Raw genomic sequence first — 17,874 nt, forward strand, 5'->3', positions numbered from 1 at the left:
AGTGTGGAAACACACCCAAACCATCCAGTCGACATCAAGATCGCCTCGAAACAACAGGAATATCGCCATGCAGGGTCTTCTCGCCGTCAGTAGATCAATTGATCGAATACTCAAGTTTTTTGCAACAGTAGGGGGATGGCTTGGCGCAGTTCTTGTCTTTGTTGTCTGCTACGACGTCGTAACTCGCTATTTCGGTGTTCCCAAATTCTTCGGCTTCACATCGACAATGCTTCAGGAGTCCGAATACTGGCTGCATAGCTTCCTTATCGTGTTTTGCGTTGGCTGGGCCTACACGCGCAACGCCCATGTGCGCATTGACCTACTGCGCGACGGCTTTTCAAACAAAACCAAATACCGCATCGAAATCCTCGGCAACCTGTGTTTCTTGCTCCCCTATACGGCGGTCGGCGTTTGGATCGCGTGGCCCTATATGACGCGCTCCTTTCTGTCCGGAGAGATATCGGATTCTCAAACGGGGCTCTCAAACCTGTGGATCCTCAAGGCTGGTCTTCTGGTCCTGTTTATCCTTTTGGCGCTGGCCTCAATCTCGCAACTCATCAAATCATTCGCAGGCCTCCGCGGCGCACTCACGCCCGATGAAGAAGCCAATCTTCTTGGAGGCGGCCACTAATGGTACTTGTCGATTTACTTCCTATTTTCATGTTCGTTGCTCTTGGGGTTTTGCTTTTTACGGGCTTCCCAGTGGCATTCATTCTTGGCGGTGTCGGTTTGGCCTTCGGCTTTATCGGCATCCTCGTAGGCGAGTTCGCCTTTGTTCGCTTCATGCTTTTGCCCAACCGGATATTCGGCGGCATCATGACCAACCTGATCCTCACGGCGATCCCCATGTTTATTTTCATGGGAACCATGCTTGAAAAATCGGGTATCGCACGTGATCTCTTGAATTGCCTTCAAGTGTTGTTGCGGCGCGTTCCGGGCGGGCTCGCGCTTGCGGTGACATTGATGGGGACGATCCTTGCGGCGACAACCGGCATCATCGGCGCCAGCGTCATCATGATGTCTCTGCTTGCACTGCCGGTTATGATTGAACGCAAATACGACCACTCCCTCGCGACTGGCACAATCGCCGCTTCGGGTACGCTAGGCATCCTGATCCCGCCGTCGATTATGCTGGTGATTATGGCTGATCTTCTGTCGCGTTCGGTTGGAAACCTGTTCGTGGCCGCGGTCTTCCCCGGCCTCATGCTCGCAAGTTTCTATGTGATCTATATCGTCGTGCGGTGTTGGATGAATCCAAAGCTCGCGCCGCGTCTTGACGGTATGCTCGGGCCCCAAACGGGTTGGGGCGTGTTCTGGATGGTGATCCGCAGTTTTGTTCCGCCCGTTATTTTGATCGGTATGGTTCTTGGCTCGATCCTCGGCGGCTTTGCCACGCCAACGGAAGCGGCAGGGGTTGGCGCGTTTGGGGCATTGCTCCTCGGGTTCATCAACCTTGTTGTCCTGCCATCTGTGGGGGTTCAGGAGTTTTCTCTCGAACCAACGGACCATGTTTTCGAAGCCCCAAAACGTTCGTTCTGGGCAGAGCTAAAATCCTATTACAAAACAGTCGCCACGGTTGTGGAAAGTACTGCTCTGACCAATGCGATGATCTTTGGGATATTCATCGGTGCAACGCTGTTCTCTTATGTATTCCGCGCGCTCGGTGGCGATCATCTTGTGATCGACCTTGTCAACTCGCTCGGACTTGGTGCATGGGGGCTGCTGTTCCTGATTATGGGGATCGTGTTCATTCTGGGCTTCTTCTTTGACTGGATTGAAATCACGCTGATCGTGCTGCCCGTATTTGCCCCGATCATCGCCCAAATGGATTTTGGCGATCACGTGAGCAAATTCGAAATGACCTACTGGTTCGCAATTCTCCTCGCGGTAAACCTGCAAACCAGCTTCCTGACGCCGCCGTTTGGCTTCGCTTTGTTTTATCTCAAAGCGGTCGCGCCGAAATCAGTCAAAATTCAGGAAATCTACGCGGGAATCATCCCATTCGTCCTGTTGCAGCTGACGGGTCTGGCTTTGGTGATGCGCTTCCCCGAAATTGCGCTGTGGCTGCCACGCGTACTCCTCGACTAGGATGGGGACCTAAAGAGGAGAAAGCCTGCCGTGTTTAAAGACGCGGCAGGCGAAACTTTTTCAGAATATCAAGAAGCTCACGCGCAGCATCTTTGCGATGCTCGCGAAAGAGCTCCGCTACGCCAACATCATCGCCCTCGGCAATTTTTTCGAGGATGTCACGATGAACCTGTGTGGAGTTTTTGGGAATTTCGCGCAGCCGCAAAGTTACCATCCGCGCGCGGTGGGCCTGATCAAACAAGAGCGAAACCATCGCGAGCATCCGCTTGTTTCCGTGAAGTTCAAGCAACAACCGATGGAAACGGTCATCTGCATCTGCCCACGCTTCAAGATCACCCGTTTCAAGCGCAGTTTCCATCTCCTGTGTCGCGGCTTCCATTCCGGCAAGCTCGTCTTTGCCAGGGCGTCGACGCGCAAGTGCTGCCGCCGCTTCGGGCTCAAGCGCGGTTAGGATTTCGTAAATCTCGGCCATGTCCTCGGTGGATACGGGAAGAACCCGTGCGCCACGGCGCGGAATAAGCTGAACAAGCCCCTCTGCTTCAAGTTTTATGAGCGCCTCGCGAACAGGCGTACGGCTCATGCCAAGAAGCTCGGCAATCTCTGGTTCAGGCGCTTGAAATCCAGACGGCATCCGGTTTGTCAGAATCTCTTCCTTAAGCCGGTTATAGGCATCAGTTACGCGTGTTTGCTTGATTTCAGACACAGAGTCTTTCCTGCTCGCATAGATAAGTTTCCAATGTATGCATTATGCCTGATCCAGCAAAAAGACACCAGCCTCTGGCAAGCGAATTAATGGCCTTCAAACACTGGTCATCACGATATTTTTACGTAACAATCCGCCGCAAACCAAAAAGGACTAACCGCAATGGAATTACTGCCGCTCTTTAAATCAATCGTCGGCGAGAACCATGTTCTAACCGGACAAGACACATTGCGGTATTCCGTTGATTTTACAAACAAATACAAGGGCGATGCGCTTTGTGTTGTACGACCAAACACAACAGAACAGGTGAGCGAGATCGTCAAAATTGCGGCGAAAACCAAAACGCCGTTGATCCCGATTGGCGGCAACACTGGCCTCACCGGTGCGACCTACTCTGAAGGTGCGGTTCTGCTCTCGCTTGAGCGGTTAAATCGCGTGCGCAAAATCAACACTGAAGCCCGCCTTGCCGAAGTTGAAGCGGGCGTCATTCTGGCCAATTTGCATGACGCCGTCTCCGAACACGGGCTAAGCTTCCCGCTCATGTTCGGGGCGCGAGGTTCGGCCACAATCGGCGGAAATCTGGCCACGAATGCGGGCGGTTCCAACGTGGTCAGGTACGGCAATACGCGTGCACTCTGCCTTGGGCTAGAGGTCGTATTGCCATCAGGCGAGATCATGGATCTTCTGACGGAACTTCACAAAGATAACTCCGGCTATGACCTCAAGGATTTGTTCATCGGGGCCGAAGGCACGCTCGGTATAATTACCGCCGCGACACTGAAACTCACACCAACACCGTCCGCATTCGCAACAGCCATGGTTGCCTTGCCCGACCTATCCATTGCCCTTGAGCTTTTGAACAAAATCCAAAAAGAGACTGGCGGCGCTGTTGAGGCATTTGAATACATGCCGGCCCGTTACATGGACCTCCACGCAGAGCTGTTTCCACAGGCCCGTCCGCCCTTTAAAACCACCTATCCAGTCAACATCATGCTCGAAGTGGGCGCCACCGCCCCGCGCGATACGAAGCCGGATGAAACCGGTGAAATCCCAATTGTCGCGATGGTTGAAACGATCCTTGGCGAGATGATCGAAAATGGCGCAATCCTTGACGCGGCTGTTGCCCAGAATGAGGCCCAACGGCGCGAAATGTGGGAGCGGCGAGAGCAAGCGGCCGAATTAGCCTTTCACAAGCAGCCATTTGTAAACCACGACATCTCGGTGCCACTTGATAAGGTTGCCGCATTCCTTGAACGAATCGAGGTGCGGATGGCCGCGCTTGATCCCGCCTTTGATGCCTTACCCGTGGCCCATCTGGGGGACGGGAACGTTCACTATACCGTGTGGCCAAGCGAAAGCGCGCATGTCAGCCATGACGCGATCACCGAAGCCGTAGAGGATGTTGTGCAGGAACTTGGCGGGGCTTTCTCTGCCGAACATGGCATTGGTGCATCCAAGCTTGCTTCTATGTCGCGGCGCAAGAATCCGGTCGCTCTTGCAACCATGCGCGCGATCAAACAAGCGCTTGATCCGCAGAACATCATGAACCCGGGGAAGCTGCTTCCCTAAGTTTGCCAATCAAAGAAATCAGCGGGCGCTTGTTCGCGCAACTGTTTGGCCAAGGTACGGCCAAGAGATACGCCGTCCTCTATTGGGCCAGAGATCTCGCCGGAAATACTCTCGCTTCCATCGGGGCGGATAATCTCACCACGAAGACGGATATTCGCACCATCAAGTTCTGCAAGCCCAGCAATCGGGGTTTCACACGACCCGTCAAGCTCGGCCAAAAATGCTCGCTCTGCGGCGAGGCGTTGGCCTGTTGGCGCGTCATGAATGGGCTGAAGAAGCTCGGAGACTGCGCTGTCATCCTGCCGTTGTTCGATGCCAATTGCCCCCTGTGCAACAGCGGGGAGCATATCATTCACATCAATTGGCGTTGCAGGAACATCGTTCATTTTCAAACGGTTGATGCCCGCCATCGCCAAAAACGTACACGTTGCGACGCCTTCAGACAACTTGCGCAAACGCGTTTGCACATTGCCACGAAACTCAACAACCTCAAGGTCAGGGCGCACCTGTTTGAGCTGCGCATGTCGGCGCAAGCTGGACGTGCCAACAACGGCGCCTTTTGGCAAGTCAGCCAATCCGTTGAACTCCGGTGAAATGAACGCATCGCGCACGTCTTCGCGGGGAAGATAGGTCGTGAGAGCCAGCCCATCCGGCTGTTCCACTGGCATATCTTTCATCGAGTGAACCGCGATATCAATCCCGCCCGACAGCAGCGCCTCTTCGATCTCTTTCGTAAACAATCCCTTGCCGCCAATTTCACGCAGCGCGCGATCCTGTACTCGATCACCGGTGGTTTTAATCACAATGACCTCAAAGGCCTCTTCAGGAAGATCATGTGCCGCCATCAAGCGCGCACGTGTTTCATGCGCTTGTGCAAGAGCCAAAGGCGAACCACGCGTGCCGATTTTAAGGGGGGCGTCGGGAGAAGGGAGTGCATGTGTCATGCCCTGTGTTTACGCGCGGCATATCCGCCTGACAATAGGTCAGATTCGCCGCACACCTTGACATCAGAGCCGCAACGCGAAAGGTGACTGCAGAGATTTGATGGAAGGGCGAAACATGGCGGAACAAAAGAAGCTGCTTCGGGCATTGGCTGGCGAAATACAAGACGTACCACCGGTTTGGATGATGCGCCAAGCGGGGCGTTACCTGCCTGAATATCGCGCCACTCGGGCCGAAGCTGGCGATTTCCTGTCGCTTTGCTACAACCCCGAACTTGCCGCCGAAGTCACGCTTCAGCCCATTCGCCGATATGGGTTTGATGCCGCGATCCTCTTTGCCGATATCCTTCTACTGCCCCAAGCGCTCGGCGCGAAAGTTTGGTTCGTTACGGGAGAAGGCCCACGGCTTTCTACCATAAAAAACCAAAGTGATTTCAACGCATTGGGCAGTGTGGAAGCCATCCACGAAACCCTTTCTCCGATCTATGAAACGCTGAAAATCCTCAAGTCCGAACTACCCAAAGAAACCACGCTTATTGGTTTCGCAGGGGCGCCATGGACCGTTGCAACCTACATGATCGCTGGGCGTGGCACGCCAGATCAGGGGCCAGCTCACGCGCTCAAAGACACCGACCGCGCAACGTTTCAGCAGCTGATCGACCTCATCACAGACGGAACCATCGAATATCTCGCAAAACAGATCGAAGCGGGTGCCGAGGTCGTTAAGATTTTTGACAGCTGGGCTGGATCGCTCAAAGGGCAGGACTTTCACGATTTCGCTCTGCTCCCTGCCAAAAAGATCATTCAGGCACTAAATGCACGCCACCCTAACGTGCCGATCATCGCATTCCCGCGTGAAGCAGGGCCAGCATACGAAGGGTTCGCCAAAGCCGTCGGCGCGCAATGTTTGGCAATTGATACGAAGGTTGATCTGGAATGGGCGGCCAAAGTGCTACAGCCGGATAGCTGCGTTCAGGGCAATCTTGACCCAAAGCTTATGGTCGAGGGCGGCGACAAACTGATTTCAGAGACAAAACGCATCAAAGAGGCGCTCGGAAACGGGCCGCATATCTTTAACCTCGGCCACGGGATCACTCCAGATGCGGACCCCGCAAATGTCGATGTGATGCTAAAGGCGTTGCGCGGCTAAACCCATTTCGCCAGCGGCGGCAGACTCATCAATACGGCCTCGGGATCATGTCCGGTTTCGAGGCCGAATTTCGTTCCGCGGTCATAAACGAGATTGTACTCCGCATAGAGGCCGCGATGCACAAGCTGCGCGTCTTTGTCTGCCTCTGTCCAAGGCGTATTGCGGCGGCGCTCAGTGACGGGCAAGAAAGCCGCGAGAAACGCGCGGCCAACATCTTGGATGAAGGCAAAATCCGCCTCCCAATCACCAGTATTGTGATCATCAAGGAAGATACCGCCAACGCCGCGTGCTCGTTTGCGATGCGGGATATAGAAATATTCGTCCGCCCATTCTTTAAAGCGCGGGTAGTAAGCGGGATCGTGACGGTCGCAATGCTCTTTCTGAGCGGCGTGAAAACTCGCGGTATCCTCGCCATATTCGATACATGGATTCAGGTCTGAACCGCCCCCGAACCACCAGCCATGTGGCGTCCAGAACATGCGCGTGTTCATGTGAACGGCGGGCGTATGCGGGTTTTGCATATGCGCAACAAGGCTAATTCCCGACGCCCAGAACCGTGGATCGGATTTCATTTCAGGAAATCCTTTTCGCGCGGCCATGGCCGCTTGCGCGCGCTCGCCAAGTTCGCCGTAAACCTCGGAAATATTTACGCCAACCTTTTCGAATACACGGCCACCGCGCATAACAGACATCAGGCCACCACCCGCATCAGAGCCGTCATCCGCTGTGCGTTTCGTTTCGCGAAGCTCGAACTTTCCAGCTGGATTCCCAGCAAATGGGCCGGTTTCCTGCGTCTCTTCCAACTGCTCAAAAGCGGCGCAAATCTCATCTCGCAAGGAGCGGAACCACGTTGCCGCACGGCGTTTTTCTTCGGTCATCATGTCCATAACGAAACTCCTCAGAACGCGGGAAAACCCCGCCGTTTAATGTGCGAATGAGGTCACAGGATCGAGGAGCGAGCGCCCCCCATCAAGCGTTACGATCTGGCCGGTCATAAATTCCGCCGCATCGCTGGCCAAAAACTGGAATGTCTCGGCGATCTCGGCTGCACTTGCGATCCGGTCGAGCGGCGTGTGGGCGATGATATCGTCGCGAAGCTCGGTATCTTCCCTAAGTGTCTTTTTAAGGCTTGCGCTCATGACACTACCGAAAGCGACGGAATTGACCCGAATACGCTCCGGCGCGAGGGCTACAGCAAGTCCGCGTGTCATCTGGTCTACCGCGGCTGAACTGATCGAATGGGCAAGCAATTCAGGATGAATGCGCTGCGCAGAGATCGACGACATGTTGATGATCGACCCGATGCAACCTTCTTCCTGTCCGCTTTCTTTAGCCTGTTTAATCATGCGCTTTGCTACAGCTTGGCTCAGGCGAAGCGAGGTCATCAGGTTCTGTTCGAGGAGCTTGCTTACGCCGTCATCCAACGGATTTAGCGGCGATGACACCATCGTTTGGCGGCTACCGTTGACGAGAATGTCGATCGTCTCGAATGCATCGATTGTGGCCGAAAGCAAATTGGCAATCGTCAGCTTCTTTCGCAAATCTCCGGCGAAAAAACGCACCGGGCCATCATCCGGCAAATCGCCAAGCTCGGCCTCAAGCGCCTCATCATCAACATCAGCGAACATAACGTTCGCGCCGGCTTGCTCGAAATGGCGGGCAACCGCGAGGCCAATGCCATTGGCTGCTCCGGTAACGATGGCTGTTTTTCCGGCAATCGAAAATGACATATTGGCGCCTCTTGGTTCGGTCCCGATTCTCGGTGGAGACTAGCAGAATTATCAGATGTTGCGAGTTTTCTGCGCGGGTTGGCTGGCGTGGAAAACCTTGAACCGATTATCACCGCCGACTTCTTCGACATTGCGATAAAGTTCATTCAGGTCAGCTTCGTATGGCAGGTGCCGATTGGCCACCACCCAAAGGTGCCCACGCGGTTTCAGGAAACGCGCGGCAGCGGCGAGAAAGGCCTTCCCAATCGCGGGATCCGCAGCTCGGCTGGTATGAAACGGCGGGTTCATTACGACCGTGTCAAACGCCGGCAGGCTTTTGTAACGCGTTACGTCGGCCCAATGGAATTCGGCGCGTGGATCAGCGATATTTTCACGCACGCATTCCAATGCGGCATGATCGGCCTCAACCAGGTGCAGCGATTTCACACTCTCTCTGGTCAAAACCTGAGCGGAGAGCCAGCCCCAACCCGCGCCAAAATCGGCTACATCAGCACCCAGTTTTTCCGGCAATAGATCAGCCAGAATTTTGGAGCCCGGATCAATGCCATCCGCAGAAAACACGCCGGGACGCGTAACAAAGCCTGGCGCAACTTCGGTGGGATCTTGCGGAGCTGCCCAATCTTCGAAGGCGCGCACGGCGGGAAACCAAAAGGTTTTGCCATGGGATTTTGAAAACGCAGACGAACAGTCGGCAACCTTGCGACAAGCCTTATAGATACCGTCAATTCCATCTGTTTTCTGGCCATCGACGACAACGAGGCCATCTGGGCAAAACCGCGTCGCGGCCTCGATCATCGCACGCGCTTCCGCCTTGGCACGAGGAAGAAACACAATCGCCATCGCATAGGTTCCCTCAGGTGCGGTAACAACTGAATATCCAGCGCCCGCCAAGGCATCATAATCCGGCTTAAAACCCTGAACCGCAACAACACGTTCCTTGGGCAAGCTATCGAGATCGCTCTCGGGCGTTGCGTTGAAAACGAGAATCTGCCCCTCTTCGGGAAGGGACAACCCGCCCCCCTCAAGGCTCAATGTGATACGTTGATTTTGCATAACGGGGGCCGCGCCCCTATTCCTTTTCCATCGTGCATTGCAGCGGATGTTGATTCTGGCGCGCAGCGTCCATTACTTGCGCAACCTTGGTTTCCGCCACCTCGTGGGAAAACACTCCGACCACAGCAATTCCCTTTTTGTGGACCGTCAGCATGATTTCATACGCCAACGACGAAGACACGCCAAAGAACCGCTCCAGAATATAGATCACAAACTCCATCGGCGTGTAATCATCATTCAGCAACAGTACTTTATACATCGGAGGCCGAGCGGTCTTCTGAACTGTTTTTGTCAGAACTCCGGCGTCACCATCTTCGGGTGCGTCGTCGTCGGCCATCATATATGTGGTAAAAAATTCCATCGACGTTTTAGGCAATCCAATTCACGTGTAGGCAGATTATATAGAGCCTCTACCGCTGGTGAAAAGGGGGAGGCGCGGTTTGCTCGACCAAAATTGAATAAAATATCAACCTTTTTTCTAGAGCAACGCCCGCAAAATTCCGCCTATTTCCCGAATATTCGGCATTCACCCCACCAGCAGGGACACATGTAGCGGTTGAGCGGCAAAGCGCCACTAAATCAAGTCTGTTACAAATTTTCACCAGCGATTCAACTGTTCTGAAAAAAGAGTTTCTCCAAGTGAATCCCGTGTGTTACGATTCTTGCAATTACAAAAAATGTCAGCCGAAAAATCGGCGGCAAGAGGCAGTTAAAATAGCGAGGCCGACGTGCGAACACGGCTCGGGCAGTTCGTCCAAAACACAGTATTGGTGGCGGCATTCTTGTGCGCCACCCTGATCGGTACAATTCCGGCTTTGGCCGCGCCTTACGCGGCGATGGTCATGGATGCACGAACCGGTGAGGTTCTGCATTCGCGAAATGCCGACACTCGATTGCATCCCGCGTCATTGACCAAAATGATGACGCTCTACATCGTTTTTGAAGCCGTTAAGCACGGTGAATTGGACCTTGATCAGAAAATCCGAATTTCGAAAAAAGCCGCTGCAGAACCCCCTTCCAAGCTGGGTCTGCGGGCAGGGCAACGTATTGCCCTTCGGTATCTCATACGCGCCGCTGCCGTTAAATCGGCAAACGACGCGGCGACTGCCCTTGGCGAGGCGGTATCAGGCAGCGAGGCAGCGTTTGCTCGACGGATGAATCGCACCGCCAAAGCCTTGGGTATGTCGCGAACTACGTTCAAGAACGCGCACGGACTTACTGAATCCGGCCACCTCTCGACCGCGCGAGACATGACAACACTTGGGCGTCATCTCTTTTATGACTACCCCGAGTACTACAACCTGTTCTCCCGCCGCTCGACCGACGCTGGGATCAAGGCTGTCTACAACACGAACCGCCGTTTCCTTGCCGCCTATCGCGGCGCCGACGGAATCAAAACAGGATACACGCGCGCTGCAGGCTTCAACCTTGTGTCCTCCGCTCAACGCGGAGAAGAGCGCATCATCGCAACTATGTTCGGCGGCAGCTCCACAGCGGCTCGGAACAAGCGCGTTGCCGAGCTTCTCGATATGGGGTTCAAACGCGCGCCAACACGCGCAGCGGTTCGGAAGCCTCGCCCTCCTGCTTATGTGGGTAATGCGGGCACCAAAGTTGCCGAAGGCGCAACCGGCAAAACCATTCGTTTGGTGACTGCCGTTTCAAAGAGTATGCGCCCCCTCCCCCGGCCAACGCTCGCGATTGCTGCCAATCTTGAGGTTGAACCGCCGTCAGAGTCCGCAGCAGCAAGTCTTAAAACAACGATTCAGGATGCGCTTCAGGAAGCAATTGTCGTTGCCGACGGCAGCACCGCAGTCGTAACACCAGAGCCGCGCCCGGAAGTCACCAAAGCAGAAACTATCGAAGCGTCCCAAATCGCCGAGATTCTGCCGCCAGCTGTACGCCCTGACGAGAAAGAAGCCATCAAGGAAACTCTCCTTCTCGCGGCTGTAACGCCCGAAGTGCACGAGATTGACGACACGCCCGTAATCGTAACCAAAATCTCTAACACGTCAGAAAAGTTCTGGGGTGTGAATGTAGGCAACTATGCGTCGCGCTATGCCGCCGAACGTGCGTTGTTGAAAACTGCACTGCGCGAATTGGCAACTCTTGACGGAACGGATCGCAAGGCAGTGAAAACAAGCAAAGGTTTTGAAGCCAATTTCACGGGCATGTCCCGCGAGGCAGCCGAGCTTGCCTGTCGTCGCCTCGCTGCGCGCAACACTGAGTGTTCGGTGATTTCACCTTCCTGAACCTAAACGTTTAAGACTTATGAGCAACGGCACCTCACGGGGTGCCGTTTTCATTTAACGCTGTCTTACGGATGCTTAGGGGCGCGGATCGTCGTCCCAATCATCGTTGAGAAAACGCGCACCATCGCCTTTCGGATCATCAAACTGCCCGTGCTTCAGCGCCCAAAAGAACGCCGCAAGCCCAAGACCTCCAAGGCCAAGCGAGATCGGGATGAGGTAGGCGAGAATTTCCATGGATTACCTAAGACGTAGCGCGTTTAGTGAAACGGTGATCGAACTAAGCGACATTGCCAGCGCAGCAGCAAGCGGAGTTGCAAGCCCTGCGACGGCAATAGGCACTGCGATGAAGTTGTAAAGCGTCGCGATGCGGAAATTCTCTCTGATCCGTTTGGTCGATTTCTGCGCGGTCGTTAGCGCCTCTGGCAGCGAGCTTAGGTCACTTCCAAGCAAAACGATATCCGAAGCGACTCGTGCGGCATCTAAAGCAGACGCTGGTGATATCGAGACATGCGCCGCCGCGAGCGCAGCAGTGTCGTTCAAACCGTCACCCACCATCAACACGGGGCCGGATTGCGAGAGGTCGTTGATATATCCGGCCTTCTCTTCGGGCAATACGCCCGCTTGCCAATTGGATATCCCAAGCTCGCGTGCAAGTGCAGCAACTGAAGGCTTGGTGTCGCCAGAGATCAGATGGACAGGCACACCGCGCGCCAATAGCTCGCTCACTGCTTCGCGTGCACCGGTGCGCAGCGTATCGCGGAAACCGAACCGAACTGGAGCATTTTCCCCAATGCGAAGCCATGTGGTTGGGCCTTCGAAACTCTCATCCGTTGCCCCAACCCAAGCGCCGCGGCCAAGCCGAACACGCTGCCCATTCCACTGGCCCTCGACACCATAGCCCGGCACTTCTTTAATCTCTTCAATCAATGCCGCTGGCTTTCCCGATTGGACCAATGCCTGTGCAAGCGGGTGAGCTGATGCCTTGGCAAGACCGATGGCAACCGCGAGATCATCGGCGTTTTGACCCTCATCGAGGAAAACAGGCGTGCCATTGGTAAGCGTACCGGTTTTGTCAAAAACAACCGACTTCACCTCGGCCAATCGCTCCAATGCGGTCTCGTGCTTGATGAGCATGCCACGCTTAAAAAGCCGCCCAGAAGCCGCCGTTGTCACCGCAGGAACAGCAAGGCCAAGCGCACAGGGACAGGTGATAATAAGAACAGCCGCCGCGATGTTGATCGCCGTGCGCATGTCTTGGGTAAAGATATACCAGCCAATAAACGAAAGCCCCGCAAGGATGTGCACACCGGGCGCATAGAGTTTGGCGGCCTTATCGGCAAGCGAGGTGTATCGATTGCGGCCACTTTCAGCGATCGCAACAAGGTCCGCCATCCGATGCAGGGATGTATCGCGGCCGAACGCGGTTGTTCGAACCACAAGCGGGCCAGTCAGGTTCACCTCTCCCGCGCTAACCAACTGCCCCTGCTCAACAAAGACAGGAAGCGTTTCACCGGTCAGCAGCGAACGATCAAGCTCGCTTTTCCCTTCAACAACCTCACCGTCCACCGGCATTCGACCACCAGGCTTAACAAGAAGCAGATCACCCTTGGCGAGGTCAGAAATCAGAACCGTTTCTTCGATCTTTTCACCATTTGGGCCAAGGACAATCCGCAAAGCACGCGGCACCTCCAACGCAGCAAGTTCTTCGGCGGCGGATCGTGCAACCGCGCGCGTGCGGTGATCAAGGTAGCGGCCCGCAAGAAGGAAGCAGGTTAGTGTAAGCGCCGCGTCAAAATAAGCATGCTCGCCCGAATGGGCCGTTTCATAGAGAGATGTTCCAAGCGCGAGCGCGATCGCCAAAGCAATCGGAACATCCATGTTCATCCGCTTCTTGGAGAGCGCCGCCCATGCGTTTTTGAAAAACGGCTGCGCAGAGAATCCAATGGCCGGAAAGGCAATCGCAGCAGATATCCAGTGGAACATATCCCGCGTGGCATCTTCGGCGCCTGACCAAACAGCTACGGACAGAAGCATTACATTCATCGACGCAAAGAAAGCAACCGCAAGCCGCATCAATAGGTCACGGCCCGCCTTGTTGGTTTCGGTGGCGGCGATGGCACTCGCATCCAGTTCATGGGCTTCGAAACCGGCGTTTTCCAGCGCGGTTGTCAGGTCATCAATCCCGACAGATGGTTCAGCCTCAACCGATGCCCGCTTGAGCGTGAGATTCACACGCGCAGAATTCACGCCGCTCATCGCGTTTAGGGTACGTTCAACAGATGAGATACAGGCCGAGCAATGGATTGTCGGCAAGGACAGCAAAATCGCACCTGCAGGCGCAGCGGCATCCACCCGCGCCGCAACCTCGGTTGCGGCAGGTGCAACAACACAGGCCGGACACGCCGACGAATTTGCTGTCAGGTCACTCATTTCTGCTTTCTTACGTGAATGACAACGCGCTGCTGAAAGGGCGTTCCATCGGGCGCAGTTGCCTGCATCCGAAAATTCCAATTCCCACGATCAAGCTCTACCGGAGTACTGTATACGCCATTGGCGAAAGTGAATTCCGGTGTCATATCCTGCCGCGTATGCGTTGCGCGCCCAAGAATGCCCCTGAGGTTCAAAACCTCAACCGGCGCGCCGTCTGCATCCGTTACAGCAAGCTCAAGCACGCCATCTTGATATGTCGGCTCAACCGTCCAGCCAAGCGCCTCTTGCGCGGCGCGCACCTCGTCGTATTTCTGGCTCGCCACGTATGAGTTCTTAACCTCCAGTCCTGGAAAGGTTTTGACGGCATTATAGGCGAGCGTCAGATTCACACCGATCACAATCGCAAAAGCGCCCGATACAAAGAAAAAGACCTGTCGTCCTGTGATTTCGCGTTGTTTGGTCATTTTGCGTTTCCGTTGAATACCGTGTCTTTTGAGGCTCTATCTTCATTCACAACATCTGTGATCCAAAGCCGCAGAGGAGCGGATTGCATTGTTGTTGCCTGCGTTCCACTCGGCGCAGTGACATAGACCCGCTGAAGGAACGTTGAGTCCGCAGGGACCCGAACAGTTAGATCATCCTCCCCTTCCAGCGAAAGTTCAAGCTGCTCTTCGCTGGTCAGCGACATCGCAAAGTCTCGATCCTCGCCGTGTTTGTTCCGGAGCCGCACATCGTATGTATTGCGGATTGAGCCGTCAGACAGGGTTACAAAGGTCGGGTTTCGAACAGGGGAAACAGTGATGTTGATATCGCTGCGAATAAACAGCGCAAACACCAGCGCGAACCCGACAGCAGACCAAAGCCCTGTGTACAGAAGCGTGCGCGGCCGCAGGATGTGTTTCCAGATGTTTCGCGGCTCTTCGCCTGCGCGTTCGGCTTCCTCATCCTTAAGAGCCATGTAATCGATGAGCCCGCGTGGCTTACCGATCTTGTCCATGATGTCGTCGCAGGCATCGATGCAAAGCGCGCACGTGATACACTCCATTTGCTGACCGTCGCGGATATCGATGCCAACGGGGCATACATTCACGCAAGCCATGCAATCGATACAGTCTCCCAGCGGCTCCGCCTCTGGGTCTTGCTTCTTGCGATGCTTGCCGCGCGGCTCTCCGCGCCACTCACGATAGGCAACGACCAATGTGTCTTCGTCCATCATCGCCGCCTGAATACGCGGCCAAGGGCACATGTAGATACAGACCTGCTCGCGCATGAAGCCACCGAACACAAAGGTGGTGAGCGTAAGAATCACAATGGTCGTATAGGCAATCGGGTGCGCGTTCAACGTAACCAGATCGACGGCCAATTGCGGCGCGTCAGTAAAGTAGAAAACCCATGCGCCCCCAGTGGCGACCGCAATCAACAGCCAGACAACCCACTTAAACAGCCGTAGCCTGATTTTTCGCAGGTCCCATTTTGCATTCCAAAGGCGTACGCGCGCGTTACGGTCGCCCTCGATCCAGCGCTCAACAAGGATGAACAAATCTGTCCAGACCGTTTGCGGGCAGGCATATCCGCACCACACGCGCCCAAGCGCCGAGGTAAACAGGAACAACCCAAGGCCCGCCATAATGAGCAGCCCCGCAACGAAATAGAACTCGTGCGGCCAAATCTCGATCCAGAAGAAAAAGAAGCGCCGATTGGCAAGATCAACCAAAACAGCCTGATCGGGCAGCTTATCGCCACGATCCCAACGAATCCACGGAAGTAAATAGTAGATTCCAAGCGTTACCGCCAAGATCCACCACTTCAGTGTTCGAAATGTGCCGTAAACCCGCTTCGGGAATACCGGTTCGTGAGCTGCATAGAGCTTCGGTGGTGTTTCTGACGCACTCATAGCGCCTCCATTGTCCTGTTTCGCGTTGCCTTCGTGGGTTGAATCACGAGGAACTTCCTTGATGTGTATCAAAGTTTCACGGGATTTCCGAATTGTCCCTGCGACAGGTCGTGCATGCGCCGCTTGGCCGCAGACAAAAAAGTGGCGAAGCCCAGGACAGAGCTTCGCCACTTAGTTTTTTGGTGCCAACCCCCAGGAAACGCGCGAACAGGACGGGCGGTCGGCACCAACCAGAGGTTTCCCTCCGGAACTTGTTGTTATTCGCCGCCGCCCAAGTTGTGGACGTAGAAGGAGACGGCGCGAATATCTGCTTCGGACAAGCGATTAGACCAACCAGGCATAACCCCGTACCGAGCGTTTACGACAGTGTCCGTAAGGGACTCACGATCACCACCGTAAAGCCAGATTGCATCAGTCAGATTCGGTGCGCCTTGACTTCGGTCACCTGTGCCATCTTCTGCGTGACATGCAGAGCAATTATCTTCGTAGACAACCGCACCAGCAGAAGCGAGCGTTGCGTCATGTTCCTGCCCAGAGATGGACAGCACATATTCAACCACTTGTTCGATTTCCTCATTCTCGAGAATCTCGCCGAACTTGGGCATTTCGGAGTAACGCGCATCGTCGTAGTCTTCGTTGCGGATACCATGGGCGACAGTTTCATAGATCGCCTCGATATCACCACCCCAGAGCCAGTCATCATCCAGCAGGTTCGGATATCCAACCGCGCCAGCCGCACCAGAACCGTGACATTGTGCGCACCATGTGCGGAATACCGCGGCGCCACCAGCTGTTGCAAAGCGTGTCAGGTCAGCATCGTTTTCAACTTCAGTTAGGTCGGTTGAAACGAGCTTGGCACGGATTTCCGCGTTCGCCTCGTTAAAGGATGCGATATCCTTGGCAACTTCTTCACGAGTGGAATACCCAAGAACCCCCTGAGTAGCTTTGTTCACAAGCGGCCATGCCGGATAGGCGATGGTATAGGCAATGCCCCAAATGATGGTAGCATAAAAAGTCCAGAGCCACCAACGCGGAAGCGGGTTGTTGAACTCTTCGATCCCATCCCAGGAGTGGCCTGTTGTTTCCGGATCTTCGTGTTGTTTTTTGACAGGTTTCTTTGACATGTTCACGCCTCCTTGTTCTGGGCGTTTTGCGGCGCATCGGCCAGCGGAGAATCCTCATGGCGGAACGGTATATCTGCCGTATCGCTATGAACCTTTTTGCTACCGGGACGGAATACCCAGACGAACACCCCTACAAAGAAGAGGAACATCAGGAGCAAGACCCAGCTATCTGCAAATTCACGTAGGATGCTATACATGGTGCCTCCTAGCGGGTTGGGTCGGGTGTAAAGGTCGAGAAATCAACCAATGTCCCCAACATTTGCAAATAGGCAATCAACGCGTCGGTTTCGGAAACGCCGGGCTTGCCGTCAAAGTTCCGTACCTGTGCGCCGGGATAGCGTTCGAGCATATCGTCGTAATCGCTATCCGGATCAGCTTGGGCCATGAAGTCGGCATGCGCATTTTCCAGCATCTCTTCGGTATAAGGCACGCCAACCATCTTATGAGTTTTTAGAAGGTCACCGATGTATTTACCGTCAAGAAGCTTGTCTTCGAGGAAGCCGTATTTAGGCATGATTGATTCCGGCACAACCGATTGAGGGTCGCGCAGGTGATCGACATGCCACTCATCCGAGTAGCGGCCGCCGACACGAGCGAGGTCTGGCCCCGTCCGCTTTGACCCCCACTGGAACGGGTGGTCATACATGCTTTCCGCTGCCAGAGAATAGTGCCCGTAGCGCTCTACTTCGTCGCGCATTGGGCGAATCATCTGGCTGTGACAGACATAGCACCCTTCGCGAATGTAAACTTCGCGGCCCGCCAATTCGAGCGGAGAGTAAGGGCGCATGCCTTCAACGTCTTCAATAGTATTTTCCAGATAGAACAGCGGAGCGATTTCCACGATCCCCCCGACCGACACGACCAAGAGGCTGCCGACCAGAAGGGCTGTTGCGTTCTTTTCCAGAAACTTGTGTTTGTCGAGAATTCCCATTTCTGAATCCCC

At 54.7% G+C, this 17,874-nt stretch carries 18 protein-coding genes; 5 read left to right on the top strand and 13 right to left on the bottom strand.

The window, feature by feature from the left end; all coding sequences use genetic code 11:
- Positions 1-67: 67 nt before the first annotated feature.
- The gene (locus OU789_RS12130; RefSeq protein WP_263952208.1) at positions 68-631 is read left to right on the top strand and encodes a TRAP transporter small permease subunit; all 564 of its coding nucleotides are present in this window, start codon (positions 68-70) and stop codon (positions 629-631) included.
- Complete coding sequence (locus tag OU789_RS12135; protein WP_274655832.1) at positions 631-2,088, top strand: TRAP transporter large permease; 1,458 nt, start codon at positions 631-633, stop codon at positions 2,086-2,088. The genes OU789_RS12130 and OU789_RS12135 overlap by 1 nt, the downstream gene beginning before the upstream one ends.
- A 34-nt stretch (positions 2,089-2,122) precedes the next feature.
- On the opposite strand, the gene OU789_RS12140 is transcribed toward OU789_RS12135, so the two are convergent.
- Positions 2,123-2,791 (bottom strand): GntR family transcriptional regulator, encoded by a 669-nt coding sequence (locus OU789_RS12140; RefSeq protein WP_274655833.1) that lies wholly within the window; start codon positions 2,789-2,791, stop codon positions 2,123-2,125.
- 162 nt (positions 2,792-2,953) lie between these two features.
- On the opposite strand from OU789_RS12140, the gene OU789_RS12145 reads away from it, so the two are divergent.
- Positions 2,954-4,360: an FAD-binding oxidoreductase gene (locus OU789_RS12145; protein ID WP_274655834.1), complete on the top strand. Its 1,407-nt coding sequence runs from the start codon at positions 2,954-2,956 to the stop codon at positions 4,358-4,360.
- Here the strand turns inward: OU789_RS12145 and hemC are convergent.
- Positions 4,357-5,304 carry a hydroxymethylbilane synthase gene (gene hemC, locus OU789_RS12150; protein ID WP_274655835.1) on the bottom strand — a complete coding sequence of 316 codons (948 nt, stop codon included), beginning with the start codon at positions 5,302-5,304 and terminating at the stop codon, positions 4,357-4,359. The two genes, OU789_RS12145 and hemC, sit on opposite strands and share 4 nt — an antisense overlap.
- A 115-nt stretch (positions 5,305-5,419) precedes the next feature.
- Between hemC and hemE the strand changes: the two genes are divergently transcribed.
- Positions 5,420-6,451, top strand: a complete 1,032-nt coding sequence (gene hemE, locus OU789_RS12155; RefSeq protein WP_274655836.1) for a uroporphyrinogen decarboxylase — start codon at positions 5,420-5,422, stop codon at positions 6,449-6,451.
- Here the strand turns inward: hemE and hemF are convergent.
- From hemF to clpS, 4 genes are read right to left on the bottom strand one after another with little or no spacing between them, the layout of a single operon-like run.
- The gene (gene hemF / locus OU789_RS12160; protein WP_274655837.1) at positions 6,448-7,338 is read right to left on the bottom strand and encodes an oxygen-dependent coproporphyrinogen oxidase; all 891 of its coding nucleotides are present in this window, start codon (positions 7,336-7,338) and stop codon (positions 6,448-6,450) included. The genes hemE and hemF overlap by 4 nt on opposite strands.
- Positions 7,339-7,374: 36 nt before the next feature.
- A complete protein-coding gene (locus OU789_RS12165) occupies positions 7,375-8,181 on the bottom strand; it encodes an SDR family NAD(P)-dependent oxidoreductase (RefSeq protein WP_263952200.1) in 807 nt (268 codons plus the stop codon).
- 51 nt (positions 8,182-8,232) lie between these two features.
- A complete protein-coding gene (locus OU789_RS12170) occupies positions 8,233-9,234 on the bottom strand; it encodes a class I SAM-dependent methyltransferase (protein WP_274655838.1) in 1,002 nt (333 codons plus the stop codon).
- A 16-nt stretch (positions 9,235-9,250) separates the two neighbouring features.
- Complete coding sequence (clpS, locus tag OU789_RS12175) at positions 9,251-9,595, bottom strand: ATP-dependent Clp protease adapter ClpS (RefSeq protein WP_263952196.1); 345 nt, start codon at positions 9,593-9,595, stop codon at positions 9,251-9,253.
- Positions 9,596-9,962: 367 nt separating this feature from the next.
- On the opposite strand from clpS, the gene OU789_RS12180 reads away from it, so the two are divergent.
- Positions 9,963-11,483 (top strand): D-alanyl-D-alanine carboxypeptidase family protein, encoded by a 1,521-nt coding sequence (locus OU789_RS12180; protein ID WP_394358466.1) that lies wholly within the window; start codon positions 9,963-9,965, stop codon positions 11,481-11,483.
- A gap of 75 nt (positions 11,484-11,558) precedes the next feature.
- Here OU789_RS12180 and ccoS read toward each other — a convergent pair whose 3' ends face one another.
- The 7 genes from ccoS to ccoO all read right to left on the bottom strand — a co-directional run bounded on the left by ccoS (position 11,559) and on the right by ccoO (position 17,862).
- Positions 11,559-11,717, bottom strand: coding sequence for a cbb3-type cytochrome oxidase assembly protein CcoS (gene ccoS, locus OU789_RS12185; protein ID WP_263952195.1), 159 nt, complete (start codon positions 11,715-11,717; stop codon positions 11,559-11,561).
- A gap of 3 nt (positions 11,718-11,720) precedes the next feature.
- Positions 11,721-13,913: a heavy metal translocating P-type ATPase gene (locus tag OU789_RS12190; RefSeq protein ID WP_274655839.1), complete on the bottom strand. Its 2,193-nt coding sequence runs from the start codon at positions 13,911-13,913 to the stop codon at positions 11,721-11,723.
- Entirely contained in the window at positions 13,910-14,377 is a 468-nt protein-coding gene (locus OU789_RS12195; protein ID WP_274655840.1) for a FixH family protein, read from the bottom strand. The genes OU789_RS12190 and OU789_RS12195 overlap by 4 nt, the downstream gene beginning before the upstream one ends.
- Positions 14,374-15,807 (bottom strand): cytochrome c oxidase accessory protein CcoG, encoded by a 1,434-nt coding sequence (gene ccoG, locus OU789_RS12200; RefSeq protein WP_263952191.1) that lies wholly within the window; start codon positions 15,805-15,807, stop codon positions 14,374-14,376. Before ccoG ends, OU789_RS12195 begins: the two co-directional genes overlap by 4 nt.
- A 257-nt stretch (positions 15,808-16,064) precedes the next feature.
- Positions 16,065-16,931 (bottom strand): cytochrome-c oxidase, cbb3-type subunit III, encoded by an 867-nt coding sequence (gene ccoP / locus OU789_RS12205; protein WP_274655841.1) that lies wholly within the window; start codon positions 16,929-16,931, stop codon positions 16,065-16,067.
- 2 nt (positions 16,932-16,933) lie between these two features.
- Positions 16,934-17,128 carry a cbb3-type cytochrome c oxidase subunit 3 gene (locus OU789_RS12210; protein WP_263952187.1) on the bottom strand — a complete coding sequence of 65 codons (195 nt, stop codon included), beginning with the start codon at positions 17,126-17,128 and terminating at the stop codon, positions 16,934-16,936.
- An 8-nt stretch (positions 17,129-17,136) separates the two neighbouring features.
- Entirely contained in the window at positions 17,137-17,862 is a 726-nt protein-coding gene (gene ccoO / locus OU789_RS12215) for a cytochrome-c oxidase, cbb3-type subunit II (RefSeq protein ID WP_274655842.1), read from the bottom strand.
- Positions 17,863-17,874 lie beyond the last annotated feature (12 nt).

Source organism: Halocynthiibacter sp. C4, from assembly GCF_028823805.1.
Taxonomy (GTDB): domain Bacteria; phylum Pseudomonadota; class Alphaproteobacteria; order Rhodobacterales; family Rhodobacteraceae; genus Falsihalocynthiibacter; species Falsihalocynthiibacter halioticoli.